Origin of the sequence: Enemella evansiae (assembly GCF_004362375.1) — a bacterium.
Classification (GTDB): Bacteria; Actinomycetota; Actinomycetes; order Propionibacteriales; family Propionibacteriaceae; genus Enemella; species Enemella evansiae.
On record NZ_SNXA01000013.1, the window covers coordinates 135091 to 158271 of the forward strand.

At 68.5% G+C, this 23181-nt stretch carries 29 protein-coding genes; 11 read left to right on the forward strand and 18 right to left on the reverse strand.

The features are described 5' to 3' along the window. Position 1: 1 nt before the first annotated feature. From C8D81_RS18240 to C8D81_RS18250, 3 genes are read right to left on the reverse strand one after another with little or no spacing between them, the layout of a single operon-like run. Positions 2-748, reverse strand: coding sequence for a DUF429 domain-containing protein (locus C8D81_RS18240; RefSeq protein WP_133626553.1), 747 nt, complete (start codon positions 746-748; stop codon positions 2-4). After that, entirely contained in the window at positions 745-1308 is a 564-nt protein-coding gene (locus C8D81_RS18245; protein ID WP_133626554.1) for an AAA family ATPase, read from the reverse strand. Before C8D81_RS18245 ends, C8D81_RS18240 begins: the two co-directional genes overlap by 4 nt. Further along, on the reverse strand, positions 1308-1778 hold the full coding sequence (locus C8D81_RS18250; protein WP_166646885.1) for a methyltransferase family protein: 471 nt from the start codon (positions 1776-1778) through the stop codon (positions 1308-1310). Before C8D81_RS18250 ends, C8D81_RS18245 begins: the two co-directional genes overlap by 1 nt. Positions 1779-1835: 57 nt before the next feature. Between C8D81_RS18250 and C8D81_RS18255 the strand changes: the two genes are divergently transcribed. Genes C8D81_RS18255 through C8D81_RS18265 form a run of 3 tightly spaced genes read left to right on the forward strand, consistent with a single transcriptional unit; the run spans position 1836 to position 3163 of the window. Further along, the gene (locus C8D81_RS18255) at positions 1836-2207 is read left to right on the forward strand and encodes a DUF4186 domain-containing protein (protein ID WP_133626556.1); all 372 of its coding nucleotides are present in this window, start codon (positions 1836-1838) and stop codon (positions 2205-2207) included. A 24-nt stretch (positions 2208-2231) separates the two neighbouring features. After that, a complete protein-coding gene (locus tag C8D81_RS18260) occupies positions 2232-2726 on the forward strand; it encodes a DUF6630 family protein (protein ID WP_133626557.1) in 495 nt (164 codons plus the stop codon). Beyond that, positions 2726-3163: a VOC family protein gene (locus tag C8D81_RS18265; protein WP_208109386.1), complete on the forward strand. Its 438-nt coding sequence runs from the start codon at positions 2726-2728 to the stop codon at positions 3161-3163. Before C8D81_RS18260 ends, C8D81_RS18265 begins: the two co-directional genes overlap by 1 nt. Positions 3164-3166: 3 nt before the next feature. Here the strand turns inward: C8D81_RS18265 and C8D81_RS18270 are convergent, their stop codons facing one another. From C8D81_RS18270 to C8D81_RS18280, 3 genes are read right to left on the reverse strand one after another with little or no spacing between them, the layout of a single operon-like run. Continuing rightward, positions 3167-3895: a hypothetical protein gene (locus tag C8D81_RS18270; protein ID WP_133626558.1), complete on the reverse strand. Its 729-nt coding sequence runs from the start codon at positions 3893-3895 to the stop codon at positions 3167-3169. A gap of 25 nt (positions 3896-3920) precedes the next feature. Beyond that, the gene (locus C8D81_RS18275; protein WP_133626559.1) at positions 3921-4490 is read right to left on the reverse strand and encodes a GNAT family N-acetyltransferase; all 570 of its coding nucleotides are present in this window, start codon (positions 4488-4490) and stop codon (positions 3921-3923) included. A gap of 7 nt (positions 4491-4497) precedes the next feature. Further along, positions 4498-4848: an ArsR/SmtB family transcription factor gene (locus tag C8D81_RS18280; RefSeq protein WP_094356088.1), complete on the reverse strand. Its 351-nt coding sequence runs from the start codon at positions 4846-4848 to the stop codon at positions 4498-4500. Positions 4849-4933: 85 nt separating this feature from the next. Between C8D81_RS18280 and arsM the strand changes: the two genes are divergently transcribed. After that, the gene (gene arsM / locus C8D81_RS18285) at positions 4934-5719 is read left to right on the forward strand and encodes an arsenite methyltransferase (protein WP_133626560.1); all 786 of its coding nucleotides are present in this window, start codon (positions 4934-4936) and stop codon (positions 5717-5719) included. A gap of 165 nt (positions 5720-5884) precedes the next feature. Here the strand turns inward: arsM and C8D81_RS18290 are convergent, their stop codons facing one another. From C8D81_RS18290 to C8D81_RS18315, 6 genes are all read right to left on the reverse strand, one after another. Then, on the reverse strand, positions 5885-6205 hold the full coding sequence (locus C8D81_RS18290; RefSeq protein WP_133626561.1) for a HigA family addiction module antitoxin: 321 nt from the start codon (positions 6203-6205) through the stop codon (positions 5885-5887). Then, positions 6192-6365 (reverse strand): type II toxin-antitoxin system RelE/ParE family toxin, encoded by a 174-nt coding sequence (locus C8D81_RS21705; protein ID WP_094459400.1) that lies wholly within the window; start codon positions 6363-6365, stop codon positions 6192-6194. Before C8D81_RS21705 ends, C8D81_RS18290 begins: the two co-directional genes overlap by 14 nt. A gap of 41 nt (positions 6366-6406) precedes the next feature. Continuing rightward, positions 6407-6976, reverse strand: a complete 570-nt coding sequence (locus C8D81_RS21800; protein ID WP_166646886.1) for a GNAT family N-acetyltransferase — start codon at positions 6974-6976, stop codon at positions 6407-6409. A 304-nt stretch (positions 6977-7280) separates the two neighbouring features. Continuing rightward, on the reverse strand, positions 7281-7718 hold the full coding sequence (locus C8D81_RS18305; RefSeq protein WP_094459398.1) for a hypothetical protein: 438 nt from the start codon (positions 7716-7718) through the stop codon (positions 7281-7283). A gap of 60 nt (positions 7719-7778) precedes the next feature. Beyond that, entirely contained in the window at positions 7779-8219 is a 441-nt protein-coding gene (locus tag C8D81_RS18310) for a type II toxin-antitoxin system VapC family toxin (RefSeq protein WP_094459397.1), read from the reverse strand. After that, positions 8216-8464: a FitA-like ribbon-helix-helix domain-containing protein gene (locus tag C8D81_RS18315; RefSeq protein WP_229119063.1), complete on the reverse strand. Its 249-nt coding sequence runs from the start codon at positions 8462-8464 to the stop codon at positions 8216-8218. The genes C8D81_RS18310 and C8D81_RS18315 overlap by 4 nt, the downstream gene beginning before the upstream one ends. 113 nt (positions 8465-8577) lie before the next feature. On the opposite strand from C8D81_RS18315, the gene C8D81_RS18320 reads away from it, so the two are divergent. Then, a complete protein-coding gene (locus tag C8D81_RS18320) occupies positions 8578-9351 on the forward strand; it encodes a YfbU family protein (RefSeq protein ID WP_094459396.1) in 774 nt (257 codons plus the stop codon). A 3-nt stretch (positions 9352-9354) separates the two neighbouring features. Beyond that, positions 9355-9843 carry a hypothetical protein gene (locus C8D81_RS18325; RefSeq protein ID WP_094459395.1) on the forward strand — a complete coding sequence of 163 codons (489 nt, stop codon included), beginning with the start codon at positions 9355-9357 and terminating at the stop codon, positions 9841-9843. Positions 9844-10287: 444 nt separating this feature from the next. Here the strand turns inward: C8D81_RS18325 and C8D81_RS18330 are convergent, their stop codons facing one another. The 5 genes from C8D81_RS18330 to C8D81_RS18350 all read right to left on the reverse strand — a co-directional run bounded on the left by C8D81_RS18330 (position 10288) and on the right by C8D81_RS18350 (position 16520). Next, positions 10288-11445, reverse strand: coding sequence for a hypothetical protein (locus tag C8D81_RS18330; protein WP_133626563.1), 1158 nt, complete (start codon positions 11443-11445; stop codon positions 10288-10290). A gap of 236 nt (positions 11446-11681) precedes the next feature. Continuing rightward, on the reverse strand, positions 11682-12755 hold the full coding sequence (gene ychF / locus C8D81_RS18335; protein ID WP_133626564.1) for a redox-regulated ATPase YchF: 1074 nt from the start codon (positions 12753-12755) through the stop codon (positions 11682-11684). A gap of 226 nt (positions 12756-12981) precedes the next feature. Next, a complete protein-coding gene (locus C8D81_RS18340) occupies positions 12982-14064 on the reverse strand; it encodes a GNAT family N-acetyltransferase (protein WP_133626565.1) in 1083 nt (360 codons plus the stop codon). Then, positions 14061-15149 carry a GNAT family N-acetyltransferase gene (locus C8D81_RS18345; RefSeq protein WP_133626566.1) on the reverse strand — a complete coding sequence of 363 codons (1089 nt, stop codon included), beginning with the start codon at positions 15147-15149 and terminating at the stop codon, positions 14061-14063. Before C8D81_RS18345 ends, C8D81_RS18340 begins: the two co-directional genes overlap by 4 nt. Before the next feature lie 72 nt (positions 15150-15221). Next, positions 15222-16520, reverse strand: coding sequence for a M18 family aminopeptidase (locus C8D81_RS18350; protein WP_094356080.1), 1299 nt, complete (start codon positions 16518-16520; stop codon positions 15222-15224). A 127-nt stretch (positions 16521-16647) separates the two neighbouring features. Here C8D81_RS18350 and rmuC point away from each other — a divergent pair, with 127 nt between their 5' ends. The 3 genes from rmuC to ilvA all read left to right on the forward strand — a co-directional run bounded on the left by rmuC (position 16648) and on the right by ilvA (position 20822). Beyond that, positions 16648-18177 (forward strand): DNA recombination protein RmuC, encoded by a 1530-nt coding sequence (gene rmuC / locus C8D81_RS18355; RefSeq protein ID WP_133626567.1) that lies wholly within the window; start codon positions 16648-16650, stop codon positions 18175-18177. A 156-nt stretch (positions 18178-18333) separates the two neighbouring features. Then, positions 18334-19539, forward strand: coding sequence for a DUF480 domain-containing protein (locus C8D81_RS18360; RefSeq protein WP_208109387.1), 1206 nt, complete (start codon positions 18334-18336; stop codon positions 19537-19539). A 29-nt stretch (positions 19540-19568) separates the two neighbouring features. After that, entirely contained in the window at positions 19569-20822 is a 1254-nt protein-coding gene (ilvA, locus tag C8D81_RS18365; RefSeq protein ID WP_208109388.1) for a threonine ammonia-lyase IlvA, read from the forward strand. A gap of 5 nt (positions 20823-20827) precedes the next feature. Here the strand turns inward: ilvA and C8D81_RS18370 are convergent, their stop codons facing one another. Then, on the reverse strand, positions 20828-21211 hold the full coding sequence (locus C8D81_RS18370) for a MerR family transcriptional regulator (RefSeq protein WP_166646887.1): 384 nt from the start codon (positions 21209-21211) through the stop codon (positions 20828-20830). Between the two features lie 22 nt (positions 21212-21233). On the opposite strand from C8D81_RS18370, the gene C8D81_RS18375 reads away from it, so the two are divergent. After that, complete coding sequence (locus C8D81_RS18375; protein ID WP_208109389.1) at positions 21234-22016, forward strand: alpha/beta fold hydrolase; 783 nt, start codon at positions 21234-21236, stop codon at positions 22014-22016. Further along, entirely contained in the window at positions 22013-23179 is a 1167-nt protein-coding gene (locus C8D81_RS18380) for an MFS transporter (protein ID WP_166646888.1), read from the forward strand. The genes C8D81_RS18375 and C8D81_RS18380 overlap by 4 nt, the downstream gene beginning before the upstream one ends. Positions 23180-23181 lie beyond the last annotated feature (2 nt).

Here is a 23181-nt window from a genome sequence, read left to right on the forward strand (position 1 = left end):
GTCAACGGGCGGTCGGCACACCGACCGGAATGCAGATCCACCCTTCGCGGGATGCCTTGTCCTGCAGGGATTCCGGCGCCCGGTGATAGTTGCCGCGAGCCACCTCGCGGGCGATCAGCGCCGCGAGCACGGCATCCAGCGCGTTGTCATCGGCCACGCACAGCTCGCGGTGACCGTTCCAGTCCAACCAGGGCAGCAGCTCGGTCAGGGCGCCGACGAGTTCGGTACGCCGAGCCAGGTTCTTGGCGGCCTTGTAGCCACGATGAGCCAGTCCCCAGCTGGCGAGGACACCCGCCGGGTATGCCTCGACGACCACGCCCGTGCCGTCGCGGGTCAGGTCCGATCCGTGCTCACGCAACCGCGCCTCGATCCCGGCCCAGCGCAGGGCGGGGTGGGCGATCCGGTCGGCGGCCACGCTCAACGGTGTCAGCCCGAACTGCTCGTGCACCCACCGGTCCGTCGCGCGCAGCACGTGCTCACGCCGCCAGTCCGGGCCGGTGGATTCGGGTGCCGCCAACTCACCGGCCGCGTGGCGGCGTACCAACTCCACAAAGGAATCCGGCCAGCCGATCGGCACGTCCACCCCGACCCGGTCGGCATCAGCGACCGCGTCGATGATCGCGTCATCCTCGACCCCAACCACCACCCGCTCGACGACCACCCCGGCGGCGGACTCACGCAGGGCCGCCAATCCGGTGCGCACCGGATCGGCCGCCAGATCCACGCCGACGAACACGGCTCCGCTCACCGCTCGGACCGCCGCCCGGTGGTGTCGCGGTCGACACCGGCCAGGAAGCGTTCCACATCCGCGGTCGTCCGCAGTCGGTGGAAGGCGAGGTCCGCGTTCGCCGGGTCGTCCATCGCGGCGAGGTAGCGGCGCCGGTTCTGCGGGTAGGTCGTCCAGGCCCACCACAGGATGGATTCCTCACCACGCCAGAACATCAGCGCGCGCCAGCTCTCCCGGTTGCTGCCCCACAGTTCCTCCCGGGTGAGGATCCGGCCCAGCACTCGCGTGAAGGATCGCCACATCACCAGCCAGCGGGGCGGGTCGACCCAGATGACGGTGTCGGCGCGGTCCCAGACCAGCCTGCCGAGCTTGCTCTCGTAGTTGCCGTCCACGACCCAGCCGTCACCGCGAGTGGCCTCGGCGACCAGCTGCTGCAGGTCCTCGGCCGTGGCGGCCACCCAGTCCGGGCCCCAGTGCAACGCGTCCAGTTCGACGTGCGGCATGCCGAGGGCGTCCGCGAGCCGCCGGGAGACGGTCGACTTGCCCGAACCGGAGGTGCCGACCACCGAGATCCGCTGCATCAGTTGGCTTTCCGAAGCGACGGCAGCCACCGGGGCACGCGCCGGGCGTACCCCTCGAACTCGGAGCCGAACTTCTGTCCGAGGGCGCGCTCCTCGGCGGGGATCTGGATGCGGTCGATGACCAGCAGGAACCCGGCGAGGGGTACGCCCGCCGCCCAGGACCGGCGGCCGACGGCGTGGGCGAGCAGCAGGCCGGCCATCCCGAGATAGATCGGATTGCGCGTGAGGCCGAAAACCCCGGTCTGCACCAGCGTGGTGGCCTGATCGGGTTCGTGCGGATTCAGCGTGGTGTCCGCGCGCCGGAAGCTCAGCACCGAGGCGCCCATCAGGCCTGCCGAGGCACCCGTGAGCAATCCGGCGACGATCCGGGAGCCCTGCGTACCCTGCGATCCGCATGCCAGCAGCGTCTGCAGGGCCGCCGCAGCCGCAGCGAAGACCGGCGGCGGAACCCTCGGCTGATCCTGCTGCATGATGCGATCCTGCCAAAGGATGGGCCGGCTGTCGCCCCTGCTTGAGATGCTGGGTCCATGGACGAGTTGGACGCGCGCCTGGAACGGATCGGGCGGCATCATTTCCGTGCCCGTTTCGCGCTGCGCGGCCGGGATCGGGCGGTGGTCGAACTGCGCGGCATCGACACGGTGCGCAAGCACGCGCACCAGTTGATCGCCGACCGGTTGGCCCCGGCCGAACCCCGCAACGACGGCCGGCAGACGCCCTACCGTGGCCACCCGGTCTTCGTCGCCCAGCATGCGACCGCCACCTGCTGCCGCACCTGCCTGTCCCGCTGGCACGGGATTCCCGCCGGCCGACCGCTGGATGCGGCCGAGCAGGACTATGTGGTGGAGGCCATCTGCCGGTGGATCACCGGGCAGTATGCACCCGGCCGGCCGCCGCAGTGAGCGGCGGCGACTTAAGATGTCGTCATGGCCGACGAAGAATCCTGGTGCACCTGGACCGAACTCGTCACCGACAACGCCGGGGCGCGCTCGGCGGTCAGGCAGTCGGTCGATGATCCGCAGGGTTATTTCACCGAGCACGAGGACGAGCTCGCGGGCGGCCGCGGGATCGAGGATGCCGAGGAACTGGAAGGCGTCATCCCGGTCGTCGAGGCCCTCCAGGACGCCGGAGAACTGGCGTACCTCGATTGGGAGGAACCGGCCGACGAGGTCGTCGGGAAACTCGCGGGATTGCCGCGGGTCGCGCAGTCCGGTGTCGATCTCGCGCCGTTGACCGACTCCGAGGATTCCGTGGAGCAGGTGGCGGCTCAGGCGAACGAACTGTTGCGGCCGGCCGGAGTGGTGATCGTCGTGCTGGATGAGGACTCGGACGCGTTCCCGTTGGTCGCGGTCCCGGTGGACCGGGCCGAACAAGTGGTCGCGCTCGGTCAGCAGCTCGGCTCGGATGTACGCGTGCCCTGATGACCATCCGGATGGACAACATGGGCATCGTCGTCGAGGATCTCGATTCCGCGATCGAGTTCTTCACCGTTCTCGGCCTGGAGCTCGAAGGCCGTGGGATGGTCGAGGGCGAGTGGGCCGGGAGGGTCACCGGGCTCATCGGTCAGCGCGTGGAGATCGCGATGCTGCGTACGCCAGCTGGACCAGGAAAACTGGAACTCTCCCGCTTCGTCGAACCCGCGGTGGTCGCTGATCACCGCACCGCCCCGGTCAACGCGTTGGGCTATCTGCGGGTGATGTTCGAGGTGGACGATCTCGACGCGACACTGGACCGGTTGAGCAGGTTCGGTACGGAACTGGTCAGCACCGAGGTCGTCCGGTTCGAGGACGTGTACCGGCTCTGTTACATCCGTGGGCCGGAGGGTGTGCTGATCGGCCTGGCCGAGGAAATCGTATGAGGGCTAGGAATCACCGAATCTGCTGAGGATCGATTCGACAATCGGCTTGGTCAGATTGGCGTCGATGTAGTCGTTCCGGGGTTGGGTGTCCTGGTTGCCGGTGGTGAACGAGACGATCTCGCCATTGCGGTCGTAGCGGCTCGGATCCTTCAGATTCGGACCGTGGTGCGGCAGCTGGAAGTTGAGTCGGAACTGGATCCGTCCGGAGTCGTCCACGCACTGGATATCGGTGTCCACCGGTTCGCAGGTTCCGCCCTTGATGTCGCCCGTCGTCGGCCCGGTGCCCTTGCGCTTGTTGCGCTGCACGAAATCCGGGGATCCGGCGAGCATGATGTCGGTGTGCACGGTGCCTGCGTTGTTGGCGAGCATTCCCACGGGGATGTAGAACCTGGTGGTGCAGCGCGCCTCGGGCACGTTGATCTCACCGGGCACCTTGGTCATGTCCGGTGCGGTGATCTCGTACCTCCGCGCCTCCGGCTCCCGGGTGATGTTGCCGATCTGGGGCAGCAACGATCTGAGGGTCTGGTCGGTCACCAGCTCGCAGGCCGATGGCCAGTCACGGAACGAGCCATAGGGATCGAGTTCACCGTTCAGCGGGATCACCGGGCCGACGTCGGCAGGCAGTGTGCCGATTGTGACCGGCGGCGTGCTCGGCTTGGAGGAACAGCCGGCCAGCAGTACGCCGAAGGCCAGGACTGCGGTCGCGGCGGTGGTCCGGAGGGAGGAAGTCACCCGGAAAGGGTGCCAGCCGAGCGGCTCATCTCTGACCCGGGCCGGTGGCGTCGAACCAGTCACGGCGCAACAGCCCGTACAGCCAGGAATCCGAGACCTCGCCATCGACGATGCAGTCCTCGCGCAGCGTCCCCTCGCGGACGAAACCGAGCTTCTCCAGCACCCGGGCGGAGGCCAGATTGCGCGTGTCGGTCTCGGCCTGGACCCGATTCAGGTCGAGGGTGGCGTACGCCCAGCCGAGCAGCGCGCGCGCCGCCTCTGTGGCGTACCCCTTCCCCCACGAGGACGGGGTGAGACAGTAGCCCAGGGAGGCGCTGCGGAAGTCCGGATTCCAACTGTTGAAGGTGATCCAGCCGACGAAAGACCGGTCGTCGGAGCGCTCGATCGCCACCCGGGTACCGCTCCCCTCCTCCGCGAATCGCCGGCAGCCCGCCAGGAAGCGCGCCACGTCGGACCGATCGGTCCAGGGCGGGGAATCCCAATAGCGCAAGGCAAATCGATCACTCTGCAGCGCGAACAGGTCATCGCCGTCGGCATCAGTGAACGGCCGCAACCGCAGCCGCTCGGTGCTCAGGGTCGGCGTGGGCAGGGACATCGCAACCTCACCGGACGGCGGTGCGGAGTGCCTCGAAGGCCTCGGCGACGAGCCGGTAGTGGGCCCACTTGCCGCGCTGTTCCCGCGTGACCAGACCGGCCTCCGCGAGCACCTTCATGTGGTGCGAGACCGTCGGCTGGCTCAGACCCACCGGCTCGGTCAGGTCACAGATGCAGGCCTCGGCCCCCTCGGCGGCGGCGATCAAGGAGACGAGCCGAACCCTGGTGGGATCACCGAGCGCCTTGAACACCCGCGCCAGCTGCTGCGCGGATTCCTGATCGAGGACGCCCCCGGTCAGGGATGAGCAGCACGCCTCGATGCCCGTCGGCGGGGTCGGCAGCTTGGACACGGCGCTCATGACACTCATGGTACGCATCATATTGACGTACGTCGATGGATGGCCCGATGATGTTCGCATCGATGGTCGTCAATAGGAGGTCGCCGTGACCGAAAGCAGCAACGAGACCCGCGAACAGGTCCGCGCGCGTTATGCCGCCGCTGCATCTGCCGTCGCGAGGGGCGCGCGGGACGTCTTGTCGGTCGTCGACGCGGACCAGTCCTGCTGCAGCGGAGGCGGCGAGGTGGACGACGCCTTCGGATCGGCACGCTATTCCTCGGACGAGCAGGGCGAACTGCCCGCCGAGGCGGTCGCCGCATCGCTGGGCTGCGGGAACCCGATGCTGGTCGCCGAACTGCACGAGGGTGAGAAGGTGCTCGATCTGGGTTCCGGCGGCGGCATCGACGTGCTGCTCTCGGCGCGGCGCGTCGGCCCGACCGGATTCGCCTACGGCGTGGACATGACCGACGAGATGCTCGAGCTCGCGAACTCCAACAAGGCAAGGGCGGGCGCCACGAATGTCGAGTTCCTCAAGGGCACCATCGAGGCCGTCCCGCTACCCGATGCCGCGGTGGACGTGGTGATCTCCAACTGCGTCATCAATCTGTCCACCGACAAGCCCTCGGTGCTGGCCGAGATGTACCGGGTCCTGATCCCGGGTGGCCGGATCGGCATCTCCGACGTCGTGGCCGAGGACCACCTGACCCCGGCCGATCGCGCCGAGCTGGGCTCCCACGTCGGTTGCATCGCGGGCGCGCTCTCCCGCGGCGAGTACCTGGCGGGGCTCGCGTCCGTCGGATTCGCCGAGGCCGAGGTGACGTTCACCCACGAGGCGGCGCCGGGAATGCACGCCGCACTGATCCGCGCCGTCAAGCCGAGCAGGGGCGCCTGACTTCGTGCGGCTGATCGCCGGCCCGCTCGACGACCGAAACGCGGAACGGCAATTCCCAGGCGAGGATCGACTCCACGACTGAGTCGATGGACAGGCGCAGCCAACCCGTGCGCGCTGCCAAGATCTCAGCAACGCTGGACTTTCCGACACCGGGAAGACCGGAGATCACGATGAGATGTCCGGTCTCGCGATCTTCAACGGGGTGATCGCAGCGATCTGCTCGCCTGCGATGTCCTCCGCGCGGTCCAGCTCATAGTGACTTTGCAGGTTGATCCAGAACTCCGCAGACGTGCCGAAGTACTTCGCCAAGCGGAACGCGGTGTCCGCCGTGATTCCACGCTTGCCATGGACGATCTCGTTGATACGCCGAGGCGGCACTCCGATCGACACGGCGAGCTTGTTCTGCGTGATCCCGAAGCCCTCGATGAAGTCCTCCATGAGGACCTCTCCGGGATGAATCGGTTCGATCCTGTCAGTGGTAGTCAACGATCGCCACCTCCTCCGGTCCGGCGTCTGTCCATACGAAACAGATCCGCCACTGGTCGTTGATCCTGATGCTGTGCTGCCCGACCCGATCGCCCTTGAGAGCTTCGAGCCGGTTGCCGGGCGGGATGCGGAGGTCCTCGATGGGCTCCGCGGATCCCACCTATATGACCGCGCCAACCGCACCCAACCCCGGTGGCGACCTCAATCAGCCACCGCGGCAATCGCGGGCGGGTAGACGACCCGTCCGCGAACGTGCCCGTCGTACTTCAACAATGGGTAAATCTGCGCAGCCTCGCGGGGCGCCCACTCGGGCAGTTCGATGTGGATGCCGATGTCGGCTGCGAACCTGAACCCGAGTCGGCCGTAGTAACGCGGACTCCCCTCCAGAACAACGAGGGGCTCGTGGCGGCCATCCGCCTCCGCGATCACAGTACGCACCAGCGCCGCACCGATGCCACGGCGCTGGAACTCAGGCGCCACCGCCAAGGGAGTCAGCGTAAGAGCATCCCGGTTCGTCCCGTCGTCGGCAACGAGGTCCGTACCGCTGCACATCACGAAGCCCACGATCTGACCCCCGTAACGAGCAACGAGGGCGAGCCCGCTCCGGTAGCGGGGCGACTGTCTGATCGACGAAACATGTCGACCAGGTGCGGCTCGTCGACGAACGCGCGGCGTATGACTTCGGCGACGGCAGCGTGATCGGATGCCTGCTCGGCTTCGATCGAGACGTCCATGGCCCGTGACGATAGGCGCTGCCCCACTGTGCGGCAATTGAGTTTCGCGCGCCTCCGGATCTGACGTCAGACCGCCCCGCGACTACACATTGAACCTGAATTCCGCTGCGCCCTGATGGAGTATCCGGGGATTCCGGATTTCAGGGTGTCCTGGTGGTCACTCTGGCGCGCACTCTGTCCAGTCCGATCTGGTCTTGAACTTGGCACTTTGGTGAGCACAGCCACCTCTCTGTCGCTGCTGCTCGGCTCCGGCTGTCTACGGCTCGGTCGTCGGCTGCTGGCCGCTGCGCGGCGGCCTTGGATCGTGTATGCCACCCCGGGCCGTCCGCCCGGGAGTCCGGTCACTCGAACTGCGCGTCGGGTCCGTACAGGTGGGTGGAGACGACCGCGTCTTTCGTGAGCACGTGGTCCACCAATGCCCAGAACTCACCGGTCATGGGGTGCGCCAGCGCTTCTTCTCGGGTCAACTTGTGACCGAATGTGGCGGAGTCGTTGAACGCGCCAGCCGCCGTCACGAGGGAGGCTGCTGGCTCCCTCTGCCCAGCAACCGCACCGACGCGACAGCCGAAGGTGAAGCGGTCGTCTACGTCGTCAGCCCATGTCGGCGAGAACACCGCGTCGATCCAGACCTCGTGGCCGTCATGGTGGTAACAGGAGGCGAAGTAGATCGCGTAGGCGTCACCGTCCCGGTAAATGAACCCCGTCACGCGGGTCATAGGCTCGCCGCAGTGCTCGCAAGTCGCTTCGACTACCTTTGCGCCCGGCTCGATCTCAAGCATGGCCCCTACTTTGACGTGTAATGGTGTCGGAACTCCACCACGTTCCGATGGATAGAGCCATCACACGGTCGACGGCTGCGCTTTACCCGTCCACGGGTCGATCAGCGCGATGCCCGTGCGCACGAAGTCCTTCGTGTTGCGCGTCGCGCACGTCGCGTCGTGCGCTCGGCAGATCGCCGCGATCTGGGCGTCACCCGTCGCGATCGGAAGGCCCGCGCTCTCCCGCGCCGCAAGGATGTCGGCATACCGAGGCGCAGCCGCCGCATCGAACGCGATAATCCCCCCAGCCTCGCGATAGGGCAGAATCGCGGCCTCCACCCGAGCGGTGAGATCTCCCTTGCGGTTGCCACCAGGCAGGCGTCGGAGTCCCGCCAGCAGCTCCGCGAGAGTGACCGCGGTGATCGCCACGTCGTCGGTCACAGACTCCAGCCACGCAACTACACGTGCGTCGGGCTGGGGTCTAAGCACTTCGGACACGACGTTGGTGTCGAGGATGATCACGAGAAGTCAGCCGCCCGAGCGGTGTCGGCACGGTCCGGCACTGGCAACTCGTCGACGCCGCCCGCGGACTGCCCGGCCTCCAGAAGCGCAAGCCCAATGTTGGGGCGGGTCGCGGCCTTGGTCAGGATGTCCCTGACTTCGGCCTCCATGGATCGACCGTGCTCTTTCGCCTGAGCGGCAAGCCTTGCCTTGACAGACTCGTCGAGGCCACGAACGACAATGGACGACACGTCAATCACCTCCACCCTGATTGCATCGATGCTAGCACTCGGTACCGCAACATTCGCCTCGCGAACACAGCCCTGGTGTATGACACTGCTACACTGGCTGTCATACACCACTACGAAGGGGTATCAACATGGCCGTGCTGAACATCAGAGTCGACGACCGCGTCCGCGACCAGCTGAAGGAGTTGGCCGACGATCAGGGCGTCTCGCTGAGCGAGTACGTCCGCGACCTGCTCATGGAGGCGGTCGTCCCTGTCTACGAGCAGGGAGTGAAGCACGGCGACGAGCCGCCGGCCGAGAGCATGCGCATCGCCGACCGCCAGATGCTCTCGCTGCTGCACCGGATCCTGGCGCGTGTGCTGCCGGTGGACTCCAACGACGTCGACGGCGACCTCGACTACCAGCTCATGCTCGCCAAGATCCTCGAGGAGGGCTACACCGGTGAGTACTGGTACGAGACCGCAGGGTTCAGCACCGAGCTGTCGAAGCGGGACTGCGGGCGGGTCAAGGACATCCTGGACATGTTCCGCATCTGCACCTACAGCATCGATCACCTCCGCAAGGAGGGCGTCGAGCTCGACGACCAACTCGCCTACGAGCTCCAGTTCATGGGCTTCGACCACAACGATGCCCTGGAGGGCCACATGGCGAGCTACGTGGAGTTCCTCATGCGCGGCGGCGAAAGGTGGACCGAGCTGCAGCCCCAGGTCGAGAGCAACGACGGCGGGAACTCGCACTCGCTGATGCTCGACACTTACCTGCGCATGCTCGCGGAGTATCGGCGGATCATGGATGGCCGCAAGCGGGGCTTCAGCCGCCTCGACTACTTGCTGAGCCAGGATGAGCTCGTGCGGGTCGCCGAGGCCCGCGTCCACCCGGCCAACCGCCGCGCGGCCGAGGACTGAAACATGCCACGATCATGCGTCGCGCTCCCCGAGCAGGACTACCTCGCCCGAATCGGAGAGATCGCCTACACCGTCTCGTCCTTCGAATGGACGATCCTCGGCGACCTGCATCGACTCGAGGAGCAGCTGCCGGACGACCTCGTCCTCAGCCGACTGGAGCCGATGATGACCTCGCAGATCGCATCGGCGGTGAGGAGCGCGTCGAAGGAGATGACCGAAGGCCCCATGAAGGACTACCTAGTCGCCGTGTACCGCGCCCTCTTCGTCGCGGCCGACCTCCGCAGCGACGTCCTGCACGCCCGGCCGGCCACGCACCCCGATCAGGGTCAGCGCCTGAACCGGGCCGAGGTGCGGGACCAGAAGACCACGGGCAAGCGATTCTGGATCGACGACGAGTGGTTCGACACTGCGATCACCGAGCTCAACGGGCAGCTGTCCGCGGTATCGCAGGCGCGGCCGCCGGTCACGCCCGTCACGGAGGAGCAGCGATGACCGAGGGACAGGAGCCGGCCGTGCCGGACGCCGAGCGACGGAAGTTCGACCATAATCATCGAGAACGGCGGCCGGCTCGCCGCGCCTCGTCATCGAACCCGTCCCCTTCTGCTGGTTCAGCGACCGCACGGCGGGGACGAGGTCGAAGGAGCACATCTTCCCGCAGTGGCTCCTCCGGCACCACGATGCGGATGGACGAACGAGTCCACCCCATCCGCGTCAGTCTTCCGTTAGGCGGTGCAATCGCGTCCGTACGCGGTGAGCGGCCGCTTCGCGCGCACTTCAACGGGCGAGGTGTGCGCCGTCATCAAGCCGGCGCTGACGGCGCCGATTACGGACCGCTACGAACACCCAGACGTTAAAGCGCGAATCTCCATTCGACCGAGTTCCGACACGGAAAGTCATCTCCGCTCAAACTGAACCGTCACGGGTTGGGGCCACCTATCAATAGTCCATGTTGTCGATCATCATCTGCCGGTAGGAGTGCGCGTCGATCAACCCCTTCAGGCTGCCGTCGGACGCGAGACGGCCGTCCACCTGCGCCCTGAACTCCGCGTCAAATTGGACGTCGAGGCAGGAGTCGATCCACTCCATCGCGTGGGGAAACGTCTTGGCCAGGTAGGCGTCGATCTCGTCGAACAGCGCGAAGATGCCTGCGACGTCCGTCTCGAACACCGAGTGGAACGAGAACAGTGGACTGTCGCGGATGCTCGTCAGGCCGACCGGCAGAGCGCCCAGACCGGGCGTGTGCAGATAGATGGTGGCGCTGTGTCCCTTCTCGAAACCGCCATGCGAGTAGGGGTTGCGCCACCGCTCGACTACCTCGGCCAGGCGCCCACGGAGGCGCGCCGCCTCCGGGTCAGAGTGGCCAACCACGCGCCGCCACTTCTCGCCCCAGCGGTCGCCGATGATCTTGGTCAGGTCGTCCGTGCTCGGGTCGAAGTCGAGGAAGGGCAGCGCCAGGACGAGGTCGTGCTCCAGCGAACTCAGGAAGGCCGAGATCGCAGCCACGAGGTCGTGGGACGCGTTCAACGCCATGATGTTCGAGCCGAGCAAGAACGTGGACCACTCACCGGTCTCGCTCACACCGGTCTCGTGCACGTCCTCGACCACGTCGGGATTGGTTGCCCGCTCTCGGAAGTAGTCGTACGCCCTGCGCAACTGTCGGTGCTGGTTCACGACCGTCACCTTCCCGGCGTTGAGGATGTCACCTGCCGTCGCGGCCAGCAGACACTCCACCGTCTTGACGGCCGACACCAACTTCTTCCGCATCTCCCCCAGCAGTTCGCCCGCCTGCTCTTTGGTGAGGTCGCCGCCGATGCGCAGCTGGAGGCCGAACTTCTGGTGGGCGAGTTCGCAGGGGTATCCCTTGTACGTGAACGATACCCACCACGCCACCTTCTCACCGGGTCCGTTGTGGCGTATCCCGATGAGGGTCAGGGCGTGCCGCATCAACACCGGGACCGGCGCCTCGCCCGGCAGCAGCGTCACCCGGTAGGACGACTGGCCGTAGTCGCGCTCCTCCTGCGGTATCGGCTGGTCGAAGTCCCGCAGCGCCGTCTTGGACAGGCGCTCCCCTGCCACTTGTTCCGGAGTTGACACGCCTCAGAGGATGCCAGATGAGGCCGACACCGGACGGTCCGTTTCTGATGGTCGGTCCCGCTGGCTCAGCGTGAAGTAGACGGCTTTCCTAAGCGAAACTCCGCCGATTTCCGACACGGGAAGCGTCTGCGCCCCAGAGGCAGCACGTCACCCGCCGCAGTGCCGCGTCGACCGCTCGGAGCGGGATGAGTTCAAGACAGCACGCACCGCGGAGAGCGTGCCCTCGCCGCCAGATGTCAGTTTGAAAATCTGAATTCGACCACGTCACCGTCGGACATCACATAGTCCTTGCCCTCCAGGCGCATCTTGCCGGCGGCCTTGGCGGCCTGTTCGGAGCCAGCGGCGACGAGGTCGTCGAAGTGCACGATCTCGGCCTTGATGAAGCCCTTCTGGAAATCGGTGTGGATCACGCCGGCGGCCTCGGGGGCGGTCGCGCCCTTGCGGATCGTCCAGGCGCGGGCCTCCTTGGGGCCGGCGGTGAGGTAGCTCTGCAGACCCAGCGTCTCGTAACCCACCCGGGCCAGCACATCGAGTCCGGGTTCGTCGATTCCCATCTCGGCAAGGAATTCCCGAGCCTCGTCGGGTTCCATCTCGGCGAGCTCGGCCTCGATCTTGGCGTCCAGGAAGATCGCCTCGGCGGGGGCGACCAGGTCACGCATCCGCTGCTTCAGTTCCTCGTTGGCGAGCTCGTCCTGGTCGCAGTTGAACACGTAGAGGAACGGCTTCGCGGTGAGCAGGAACAGCTCCTTCAGCGGTTCGCGGTCCAGCCCTGCGGCGTACACACCCTTGCCGGAGTTGAGCACCTCGAGCGCCTCCTGCCAGGCGGCGAGCTTGGGCTGAGACTCCTTCTTGATCCGGGCTTCCTTCTCCAGCCGCGGCAGCGCCTTCTCCAGGGTCTGGATGTCGGCCAGGATCAGCTCGGTGGTGATCGTGTCGATGTCCTTGCCGGGATCGACCGAACCGTCGACATGGGTCACATCGGCGTCGGCGAACACCCGGGTCACCTGGCAGATCGCGTCGGCCTCGCGGATGTTGGCGAGGAACGCGTTGCCCATCCCCTCGCCCTGGGAGGCGCCCTTGACGATGCCGGCGATGTCCACGAACGACACCGTCGCCGGGATGATCTCCTTGGAGGAGTAGATCTCGGCGAGCTTCGCCAGCCGCGGTTCGGGTACGCCGACCACGCCGACGTTGGGCTCGATGGTCGCGAACGGATAGTTCGCGGCGAGCACGTCGTTGCGGGTCAGCGCGTTGAACAGGGTCGACTTGCCGGCGTTCGGGAGGCCGACGATTCCGATGGTGAGTGCCACGCCGGACCACTTTAGCCGAGCTTGGAAGTGCGCGTAGCCGGACGTGCAGTACCCCGAGAACACCCCTCCCGAAACCCAGTCCCACTGGGTTTGATCATGGACCGCGACGGCTACTGCACGTCCGGTTACGCGCATCTCGACACGGCAGCCATTGCTCCGCTGCGCTCCGCATGGCTGCCTACTCGATGAGCGTAGGAGTTGGTGGCTTCGACTCGCTGGCGCTCGCTCAGCCAGCGTCGAGGGTCAGCAGCCAGAGGCCCTCGATGGCGTCGGGGCGGAAGCCGAGGACGTCGTTGATGGCGAGCATGTGTGCGTTCTCGTCGGCATTCCAGGTCCGCACCCGGCGTACGCCCGGATGCTCGGCCCGCAGCCGGCGCAGGTTTGCCGTCTTCACCAGCAACCCGAGCCGATGGCCGCGGTGATCGGGGCGGACCAGGGTGTCCTCCTGCCAGGCCAGGCCCGGTTTCTCCTGCGGTACCGACAGGAAGGTGTGCGCGACCGGTTCACCGCTCCCCCGGTGCACCGCGACCGCCCACAGGTCGTCGAGCCGCTCGCGGCGATGCAGATCGTCGAGTTCGCGGACCCGGTCGGCGTCCCAGCTCTCGGCGTCCCGCGGCAGGTCACCGGTCGGTACGTCGGTCGACATCCGGCCACGCAGCACCGCCAACCCCGCACGCAGCTCCGGCGGCGTCGGCCCGCTCCACTGCACCAGCTCGTAATCCCCGCTCGCCTGCTCGGCCTGCGCCTGCAGCGCATCCAGATCACCGAGCCCGTCGGGGATCCGCAGCAGCCCGCTGCGCTCGACCTGGTCCAGCAGGAACCCGGTCCGCAGCAGCCAGCGCGCGGTCTCGTCCAACCGAACAGCACCGGACCCGGTGGACGGCACGACCGTCTCAACCTCCGCACCCGGAGCCATGATCGGGTCCGACACCCACAGCGAGACCGCGGTCCGCCGCTCGGACCGCAGCACCGGGCGTACCGTCTCCCACAACGCCCCGAGCACAGCCACCGGATCGGCGGACGGATCCACGCACGGCTCCAGATCGGCCAGATGCTCGTTCTCACCCAACGGCAGATCGAGCTGCAGCGAGCCGACCACCCGCTCCCCCTCGCGTACCACCCACATCCGCCGTGCCACCCGCGACGTGCCGGTCAGACGATGCGCCAGCCCGGTCGGCCCGTGCTGGAAGTCGTCGTGCCCGAAGCGATCCTCACCCCAACGCCGCCACAGCTCGATCACCTCGGCCAGCTCGGGGTTCGGGGCGCCGTCAGTCAGCGGCGGGGCGATCTCGGTGACGGCCACCGTCATTCCGCTCCCAGCTCCAGCTGCCAGACCCCGCCGACGACAGCCGGCCGGAAGCCGAGGGCGGTGTTGATGGAACGCATGTGGGCGTTCTCGTCGGCATTGCCGGTGAGGATCCGGCGCACCCCGGGTGCCTGCTCGCGCAACTGCGCCAGGTTCGCCAGCTTGATCCGCATCCCGAGCCGGTGCCCGCGGTGCGCGGCGGCGACCAGGGTGTCGTTCTGCCAGGCGAGTTCGGGGACCTCGTCGACCACGGACAACTGGGTGTACGCCGCCAGCTCACCCGAGTCGCGGTGCCGGGCGACCATCCACAACGTGCGGCGACCCATCAGCTCCTGCAGCGCGTCGGCGTACCGGATCCGGTCCGCATCCCAGCTCTCCTCCTCCATCGCCAGGTCACCGGCCGGCACATCGGTGCTCATCCGGGCCCGCAGTTCGGTCATCGCGGGAATGAGTTCGGCCGGTGTCGGCCCGACCCACCCCTTCACCTGGTACGCCTCAGAGGCCGCCTCCGCGTCCGCGGTCAGCGCCGCGAAATCCTTCCCCACAAGGGAATCGTCAACCTCCAGGCGGGCCAGCACCTCGACCTGTTCCAGCCCGAACCCCGTGCCCGCAAGCCAATCGGCGGTCTCGTCGGCGATCACCGCGCCCGAGCCGGTACGCGGCTCCAGTTGCGCCTCACCCGCGTCGGGAATCGCGGTGATGTGCCAGAACCAGACCAGGCCGCGCCCCCGGCGTACCAGCTCCTCCCGGGCCTGATCCCAGAGCGCATCGAACAACTCCGACGCCCGCTCCGCGTACTCCGGGTCGAGGATCAGCCAGCCGTCGGCCAACCGCAGATTGTCCTGCAGGGGCAGGCCGAACTGCATCGCCGCGACCACGCGGCCGTCCGCCACGGCCAGCCAGAGCAACTGGTCGGTCTGCTCCCGGGCGACCCACATCGCCGCCCATTCCGAGGCCCGGAACTGATAATCCACAGACCCGAGCCGCGTCTGGTGCGACCGGTCGGAGAGCGCGACGAACTCCTTCAGCCCGGTGGTCCAGCCAGGGGTCGGCGCGTCGGGGGCTCGAACGATCTGCACATCACTCACCCGGTCAGCCTGTCAGCCGGCCGGGTCGCCGCCAATCGATTTTCTGCCCGACCAGCTCTCGCACCGGCCGGGTCAGGCGCCCGCCCAGTAGGCCTGCAGGGCACGGGTGAGGAAGTAGAGGTCATCGACGCCGGCCATCTCGCGGACCGAGTGCATGCTGAGCAGCGGTACCCCGACATCGACGGTGGTGATCCCGAGCCGGGTCGCGGTCAGCGGGCCGATCGTCGACCCGCACGGCACCTGGTTGTTGGACACGAACTGCTGCACCGGCACCCCGGCCACCGCGCAGGCCCGCCGCCACAGCGTCTCCCCCACCGCATCGGAGGCGTACCGCTGGTTGGCGTTGATCTTCAGCAGCGGACCCTCGTTCAGCAGCGGCCGATGCACCGGGTCGTGATGGCCGACATAGTTCGGATGCACCGCGTGCCCGGCATCGGCGGATACGCAGGAGGAGCGTTGCAGCATCTGCCGATACTCATCGGGGGTCGCGCCGAGCGCGGTCGCGGTGCGCACCAGCACGTCCTCCAGCAGCGGTCCGCAGGCACCGGACCGGGTTCCCGAACCGACCTCCTCGTGGTCGAAGGCCGCCAGCACCGCGATGTCGCCGCCGGTGTCGTCGGTGTTCAGCATGGCGATCAGCGAGGCGTGCACGCTGGACAGGTTGTCCAACCGCCCGCAGGCCAGGAACGAGTCGTCGGCGCCGAAGAGCTTGGGCTTCGCGGTGTCGAAGGCGACCAGGTCATGACCGGCGACGTCATCGGAAGTGAGGCCGTCGGGGAAACGGACGTCGTCGGCGAAGTCGGTGACCAGGTCGAGCACCTGCAGATCCGGGCGCCGGACGCTGAACACCGGCTGGGTCTGGAACTGCTTGTCCAGCTTCAGCCCCTCGTCGTTCACCCCGCGGTTGAGATGGATGGCGAGCTGCGGGATCCGCATCACCGCATCGGTCTTGACCAGTACCCGCTCCCCGCGCGGGGTGACGATCCGGCCGGCGATGCCGAGCTCCCGGTCGGTCCAGGAGGCGATCAGCGGGCCGCCATAGACCTCGACACCGACCTGCTGCCAGCCCGCGGCACCGTAGGTGGGGTCAGGCTTGAGCTTGAAGGTCGGCGAATCGGTGTGCGAACCGACGATCCGGAATCCCGAGCGCGGCCCAGCGATCTGCGGCACCCACCAGGCGACCAGCGCGCCGTCGCGGACCAGGAAATGGCCGCCCGGGGAGGCGTCCCAGTCCTCGGTCTCGAGCTGCTCGGTGAAACCGGCCTCGCGGAGCGCCCGGGCCAGTTCGGCGGCGGCGTGGAACGAACTCGGGGAGGCCACCACGAAGGCGGCCAGGTCGGCGACGTGTTTCTGGGAGTCGGCGTGCGGCATGGTGTCATCAAACCATCGACCGGCGTGTGGCGTCAGTACGCCCGATCGCCCGGCGATCCGGTGGCGATCCGGGACCCGACGGAGCGCCTGGCGGAAACTGTCAGACCCCTCGTGCAGGATCGAAGACATGGAGATCACCGCCGTCCTGATGCTGGTCATCGGCCTCGCGCTCGGCGCCGCCGGGGCCTGGTTCGCGCTGCGCGCCCGCGCCTCCGCGGCCGCCGCCGAGGACCGCACGATCGCCGCCACCTCCCGGGCCGAGGCCGCCGATGCCCGCGCCCAGGCCGCTGATGCGCGCACCGAGACCGCCACCCTGCGGGCCCAGCTGCACCGACTGGAGGCGAACGCCGCGGAGGTGCGCGGTCAGGTCGCCGAGGCCCGCGCCGAGACCGCCCAGGCCCAGTCGGAGGCCGCCGAGGTGTCCTCCCAGCTGGCCGCGGCCCGCGCCGAGCGGGATGCCGCCCGGGAACGCGCCCAACGGCTCGCCGAGGACCGGGAGGCGCTGGCCAACCAGTTCAAGGTGCTCTCCGGGGAGACCCTGGAGCGGCAGGGCAAGGCCACCGACGAGAAGACCCGGGCCATCATCGACCCGCTGACCGAGCTGATGACGAAGTTCGCCGAGCGACTCAACGCGGTGGAGAAGGATCGGGTGGCGATGGCCACCGATCTGCGCAACCAGGTGACCGCGGTGCAGGCGACCGGTGAGCACCTGCGCCGGGAGACCCATGCGCTGGCGACCGCGCTGCGCAAGCCGCAGGTGCGTGGCGCCTGGGGTGAGCTACAGCTGCGTCGGGTCGCGGAGTACGCCGGGATGGTCGAGCGCTGCGATTTCGACGAGCAGGCCAGCACCACCACCTCCGCCGACCGGGCGATCCGCCCCGACATGCGCGTCAACCTGTCCGACGGCAAGTTCCTCTATGTCGACGCCAAGGTGCCGCTGAGCGCCTTCCTGGAGGCGCACGAGACCGAGGACGAGCGGCTGCGCGCCGAGAAGCTCACGCTGTTCGGCCGCAACGTGAAGACCCACGTGGATCAGCTGTCCCGCAAGGAATACTGGAAGGCCGACACCGGTACGCCCGAGTTCGTGGTGATGTTCCTGCCGAATGAGCAGTTCCTGTTCTCCGCGCTCGAGCAGCTGCCCGACCTGCACGAGTACGCCGCGGCGCGCGATGTGGTGGTGGCGACGCCGAACACGCTGATCGCGATGCTGCGCGCGGTCGCCTATGGCTGGAAGCAGGCTGCGCTGGCCGAGTCGGCCGCCGAGGTGTTCACCCTGGGCCGGGAACTGCACGACCGGCTGGCGGCGATGGGGGGCCACTTGGACAAGGTGGGCCGCTCGCTGAAGGCCGCGGTGGGGGCGTACAACTCGACCGTCGGTTCGCTGGAGGCCCGGGTGCTGGTCACCGCCCGCCGCTTCCGTGACCTCAAGGTCACCGACGCCGAGCTGACCGCACCGCAGAGCGTCGACGAGTCCACCCGCGACATCGCCGCCCCTGAGCTGGTGGAGGACGCCGCGCGGGTCGAGCCGATGATCGGCCGCGGCGCGAAGCGCCGCAAGGCCCTGCCCGAACGCGACGAGCTCGCCCGCGAGCAGCCCGATCTGCTCGGCTGGGCCGACCCGCCGACCGAACGCCGCCGCGGTACCGGCACGGACTGAAGCGGGTCGGCCACAACACAGCCCCCGCGATCCAGCGAATCTTAAGTACATATCCCTAGCCCTAGAGGGCTCGCTGAATGCACTTTGGGTTCGCTGGATCGCGATCGGGCGCGCGGGCGCGGGCGCGGGCCGACAACAGACAGTACGCTGAGCGTCGTGGCCGAGATCGAGCTGGATGCGATCGAACAACGGGTGCTGGGGTCCCTGCTGGAGAAGCAGAAGACGGTTCCCGCGAGCTATCCGCTGTCGCTGAACGCGCTGCGCACCGCCTGCAATCAGACCTCCAGCAGGGAGCCGGTCAGCGACTACGACGACCAGCAGCTCGACATCTGCCTGCGTGGTCTCAAGGACCGCGAGCTGGTCCGCTTCGTCTGGGCCGGCAAGGGGTCCCGCGCGCTGAAGTACCACCAACGGCTCGACGAGCAGCTCGAACTCGCCGACGACGAGCGCGCGCTGATCACCGTGCTGCTGCTCCGCGGCCCGCAGTCCGCCGGCGAACTCAAGACGCGCACCGACCGGCTCTTTCCGTTCCCGGACAAGGAATCCGCCGACCAGGTGCTGCGCCGGCTGGCCGAGCGGGACACCCCGCTGACCCGCGAGCTGGAGCGGCTCCCCGGTCACCGCGACCCGCGTTGGGTGCATCTGTTGGGCCCGGTCGAGGGCATCGCGGAACCCACTCCGGCCGCCGCGGCGGTGGACCGGGATCAGGTCCTCGCCGACGGCTCCCAGGCCCGCGACGAACGGGTCCGCGAAAGCTACGACGCGCTCGCCGAGGCGTACGCGGAACGCTTCGGCGACGAACTCGCCGGCAAACCGTTCGACCGCTGGCTGCTCACCCGGCTGGCTGCCGAGTCCACCGGCCCGATCGCCGACATCGGCACCGGCCCGGGCCAGACCACCCGCGTGCTCGCCGACGCCGGCGCCGAGGTCACCGGGTTCGACCTCTCCCCCGAGATGATCCGGGTCGCCCGCGAGAACCATCCCGACCTGCGGTTCGAGGTCGCCGACTTCAACCGGCTGCTCCGACCGCCGAACGCGGCGGCCTGGGGCACGATCGTCGCCTGGTACGCCGCGGTGCACCTGTCCGGCTCCGAGCTGGCGCCCTGGTTCGCCGCCCTGGCCCGGATCCTGGCCCGCGGTGGCCGGATCGCGGTCGCGCTGCATGCCGGGGCCGAGGTCCGGCACACCGAGGAGTATCTCGACCGGGCCGTCTCGCTCGATTTCGTGCTGCACGACCCCGAGGAGATCAAGCGGGCCGCCGAACAGGCCGGCCTGGAGATCGAGGAGTGGTATCTGCGCGGCCCGCTGGCCGGCATGGAACCGGAGACCGACCGGTTCTATCTGGTGGCACAGCAGCCCTGAGGTCGTCCGACGACGGCACAATGACCCGAATGAAGCAGAACGACGTCACCGCGGCCGATATCTCCGACGCCTGCACCCGGCTGCGCGGCGTGATCACCGAGACCCCGCTGCAGCGCAATCTGCGGCTGTCGCTGCGCACCGGCGCCAACGTCTGGCTGAAGCGGGAGGACCTGCAACCGGTCCGCTCCTACAAGATCCGCGGCGCCTACAACCTGATCTCCCAGCTCTCGACGGCCGAGCGGCAGGCCGGGGTGGTCTGCGCCTCCGCCGGCAACCACGGCCAGGGGGTGGCGTACGCCTGCGCCCGGCTCGGCATCAGGGCCCGGATCTTCGTCCCCTCCACCACCCCGCGGCAGAAGCGGGACCGGATGCGGCAACTGGGCGGGGCCCATGTCGAACTGGTGGTGACCGGTGACACCTACGACGAGGCCGCGCAGGGGGCGTACACCGAGGTCTGGGAGTCCGGCGCGACGATGGTGCCGGCCTTCGACGACCCGCGCACCGTCGCCGGCCAGGGCACGCTGGCCGCCGAGGTGGTCGATCAACTCGGCCACGCACCGGACGTGCTGGTGGTGCCGGTCGGTGGCGGCGGGATGCTCGGCGGCTGTCTGGTCTGGTTCGCCGAACACCACCCCGACACCCGGATCGTCGCGGTCGAACCGGCCGGCGCGGCCAATCTGGCGGCGGCGATGGCGCACGGCGCCCCGGTCACCCTGGACCACATCGAGACCTTCGTCGACGGCGCAGCGGTGCGCCGGGCCGGGGATCTGACCACCGCACTCGCACTGGCTCACCAGCCGGAGCCGGTCGCGGTGCCGGAGGGCCAGATCTGTTCGGAGATGCTGGAGCTCTACCAGACCGACGGCATCATCGCCGAGCCAGCCGGCGCACTCGCCGCAGCCAGCCTGGGCCGCCAGCTCACCATCGGCGACGGGCAGAGCGTGGTGGCGATCCTCTCCGGTGGCAACAACGACGTCTCCCGCTATTCGGAGATCGTCGAGCGGTCGCTGGTCTGGGAAGGCCGCAAGCACTACTTCCTGGTGAACTTCCCGCAGGAGCCCGGCGCGCTGCGCCGCTTCCTCGACGAGGTGCTCGGCCCGGACGACGACATCGCGCTGTTCGAGTACGTGAAGCGCTCCAACCGGGAGACCGGGCCGGCGCTGGTCGGCATCGAGCTCGGCAACCCGGATGATCTGGACGGCCTGCTGGAGCGGATGGAACGCTCCCCGATGACCGTCGAACAGGTCGACCCGACGAGCCCGTTCTACCGCTTCCTGGTCTAGGTGAGTTAGGCGATCAGTGCACGGATCTGGTCGCGCTGCTGGGCGATCTCGCGGGACTGGCTGAGCAAGGCGTCAAGCTTCTCGTGCACCACGCCGGCGACCTGCGGGCAGATGTCGATCCGCGCCGGGTCCTCGTCCATGCAGGGCAGCAGGATCGCGACCTCGGCGAGATTGAAACCGGCGCCCAGCAGCCGCCGGATCCGCTGCACCCGTTCGATGGTCCCGGTCCGATAGCGGCGGTAGTCACTGCTGTCCCGCTCCGCGCTGATCAACCCGTTGGCCTCGTAGTGGCGCAGCGATCGGGCCGAGGCTCCGGTCGCCTCGGCGAGTCGACCGATCGTCATCGTTGCCGTGGCGTTGCTCACATCGGCCTTGACCTTGTCACCCATGTCAATGCCTAGCGTCGACGCCATGAGTGATTATTCCTTGCACAGCTTCGGTTCCGGCCCGGTCCTCGCGCTCGCCCACGGTGCGGGCGGCGGCATCGAGGCCAACTTCGCCGAACTCGCGGCGCACCTGCCGGGGCGTACGCTGACCGGTCGCGACTATCCCGGCAGCGGATCCCGACCGCCCGCGGCCACCCCGTTGACGCTGGCCGGGTTGGCCGACGAGTTGGTCGAGGCCCAGCTCCGGGCCGGCAACGACCGCTTCCCGATCCTCGGCCTCTCACTCGGCACCACGGTCGCCATCACCGCGGCAGCCCGGCATCCGGAGCGGGTCAGCGGGTTGATCCTGACCGTCGGGATGGCCGAGATCGACGTCCAGGGTGCGAACTTCGCCACCTTGTTCGCCGACCTCGCCCGGGCCGAACGCTGGCACGACCTGGCCCGGGTGATGCTGCTCAGCGTCGGCACCCCCGCCCAACTCGCGACCCTCGATGCGGACGCCGCGGCGCGCGCGATCGCTGCCACCGTGGCAGATCTGCAGGTCGGTGGGTCGGCCCTGATCCCGCAGATGGAGCTCGTCCGCACCGTCGACGTGCGCCAGGAGGCCGCAGCGATCGGCGTACCGACGTTGGTCATCGGCGCCGGCCAGGACCGGACCGTGCTGCCGAGCTCCACCCGGCGACTGGCCGAGCTGATCCCCGGCGCCGAATACGTCGAGCTGCCGGAGGCGGGGCACATCTTCACCCCCGCGGAGACGCCGACCTGGGCCGCGCAGATCAGCGCGTTCCTGGCGAAGCACCGGTTGTGACCTCGGAGAGAGACGGTACGCCCGGCCGGGCACTCGCCGCCCTGGCCGGGGTCGTCTTCGTCTTCCTGGTGGCCGAACTGCTGCCGGTCGGGCAGCTGCCCCAGCTGCAGGCCGATCTGGACGCCACCCCGGCCCAGGTGGGTGCGCTGATCTCCGGTTACGCACTGGTCGCCGGGGTCTTCGGCATCCCCCTCACCCTGCTGACCCGCCGACTGCCCCGGCGCACCGTGCTCTGCGCCGCGCTGGTCTGGTTGGCAGCCGGTCAGCTGGTGCTCGCCGCCGCCCCGACCCTGGCCGTCGCCGCGGCGGCTCGGGCCGGGATCGCGCTGGTGCACGTGCCGGTCTGGGGACTGGCGCCGCTGGTGGCGGCCGAGTTGGTCGAGCCGGGCCGGCAGGCGTGGGCATCGTCCCGGGTCTTCCTCGGCACCAGCCTTGCCCTGCTGGCCGGCGTACCGATCGCGACCTTGGCCAGTCAGCAGCTCGGTTGGCGTCCGGTGACTGGGGCGGTGGCGATCGCGGCGGTGGTGCTGGCCGCAACACTCTGGCGCCAACTACCACCGGGTCGCGCGGAGCGGGGCCCCGCCGACCCACCGCCGGCCAATCGGGCGGACCGGGCGGGAACGCAGGGCACCGTCGCGATCACCGGCGGGACCCTGTTGGTGGTCACCGCGCTGTATCTGAGCTACCCCTACCTGAGCGTCTTCGCCGCCCGAGTGGATATCGAGCGGGCAGGGTACGCGGCATTGCTCACCGGCTGCGGTATCGGCAGCCTGGCCGCGGTCTGGCTCGCCGGCCGGTGGATCGACGAACGACCGTGGCGAACCAGCGTGCTCACCCTGCTCCTGGTCGGTGTCCTGCAACCCGGCCTGCTCGCCGAGGCTCCCGCGGTGGTCGCGGTCACGGCCGTGCTCTGGGCGGGCAGCATCGCCGCGGCTCCGGTGGTGCTGCAGGCCGCGGTGATCCGGGTCGCCGGACCGGGCGGTGACCTCACCTCCTCGGCATACGTGGTCGCCTACCAGGCCGGGATCGCACTCGGCACCTGGGTCGGCGGTCTGCTGATCGGGCGGGGCCTGCTGGTTCCCGCACTCGCCATCGCGCTGGCGGTGCTGTCGATCCCACTGCTCGCCCGTACGGTGCCCGGTCACCGTCCTCTGCCAAGATGAGG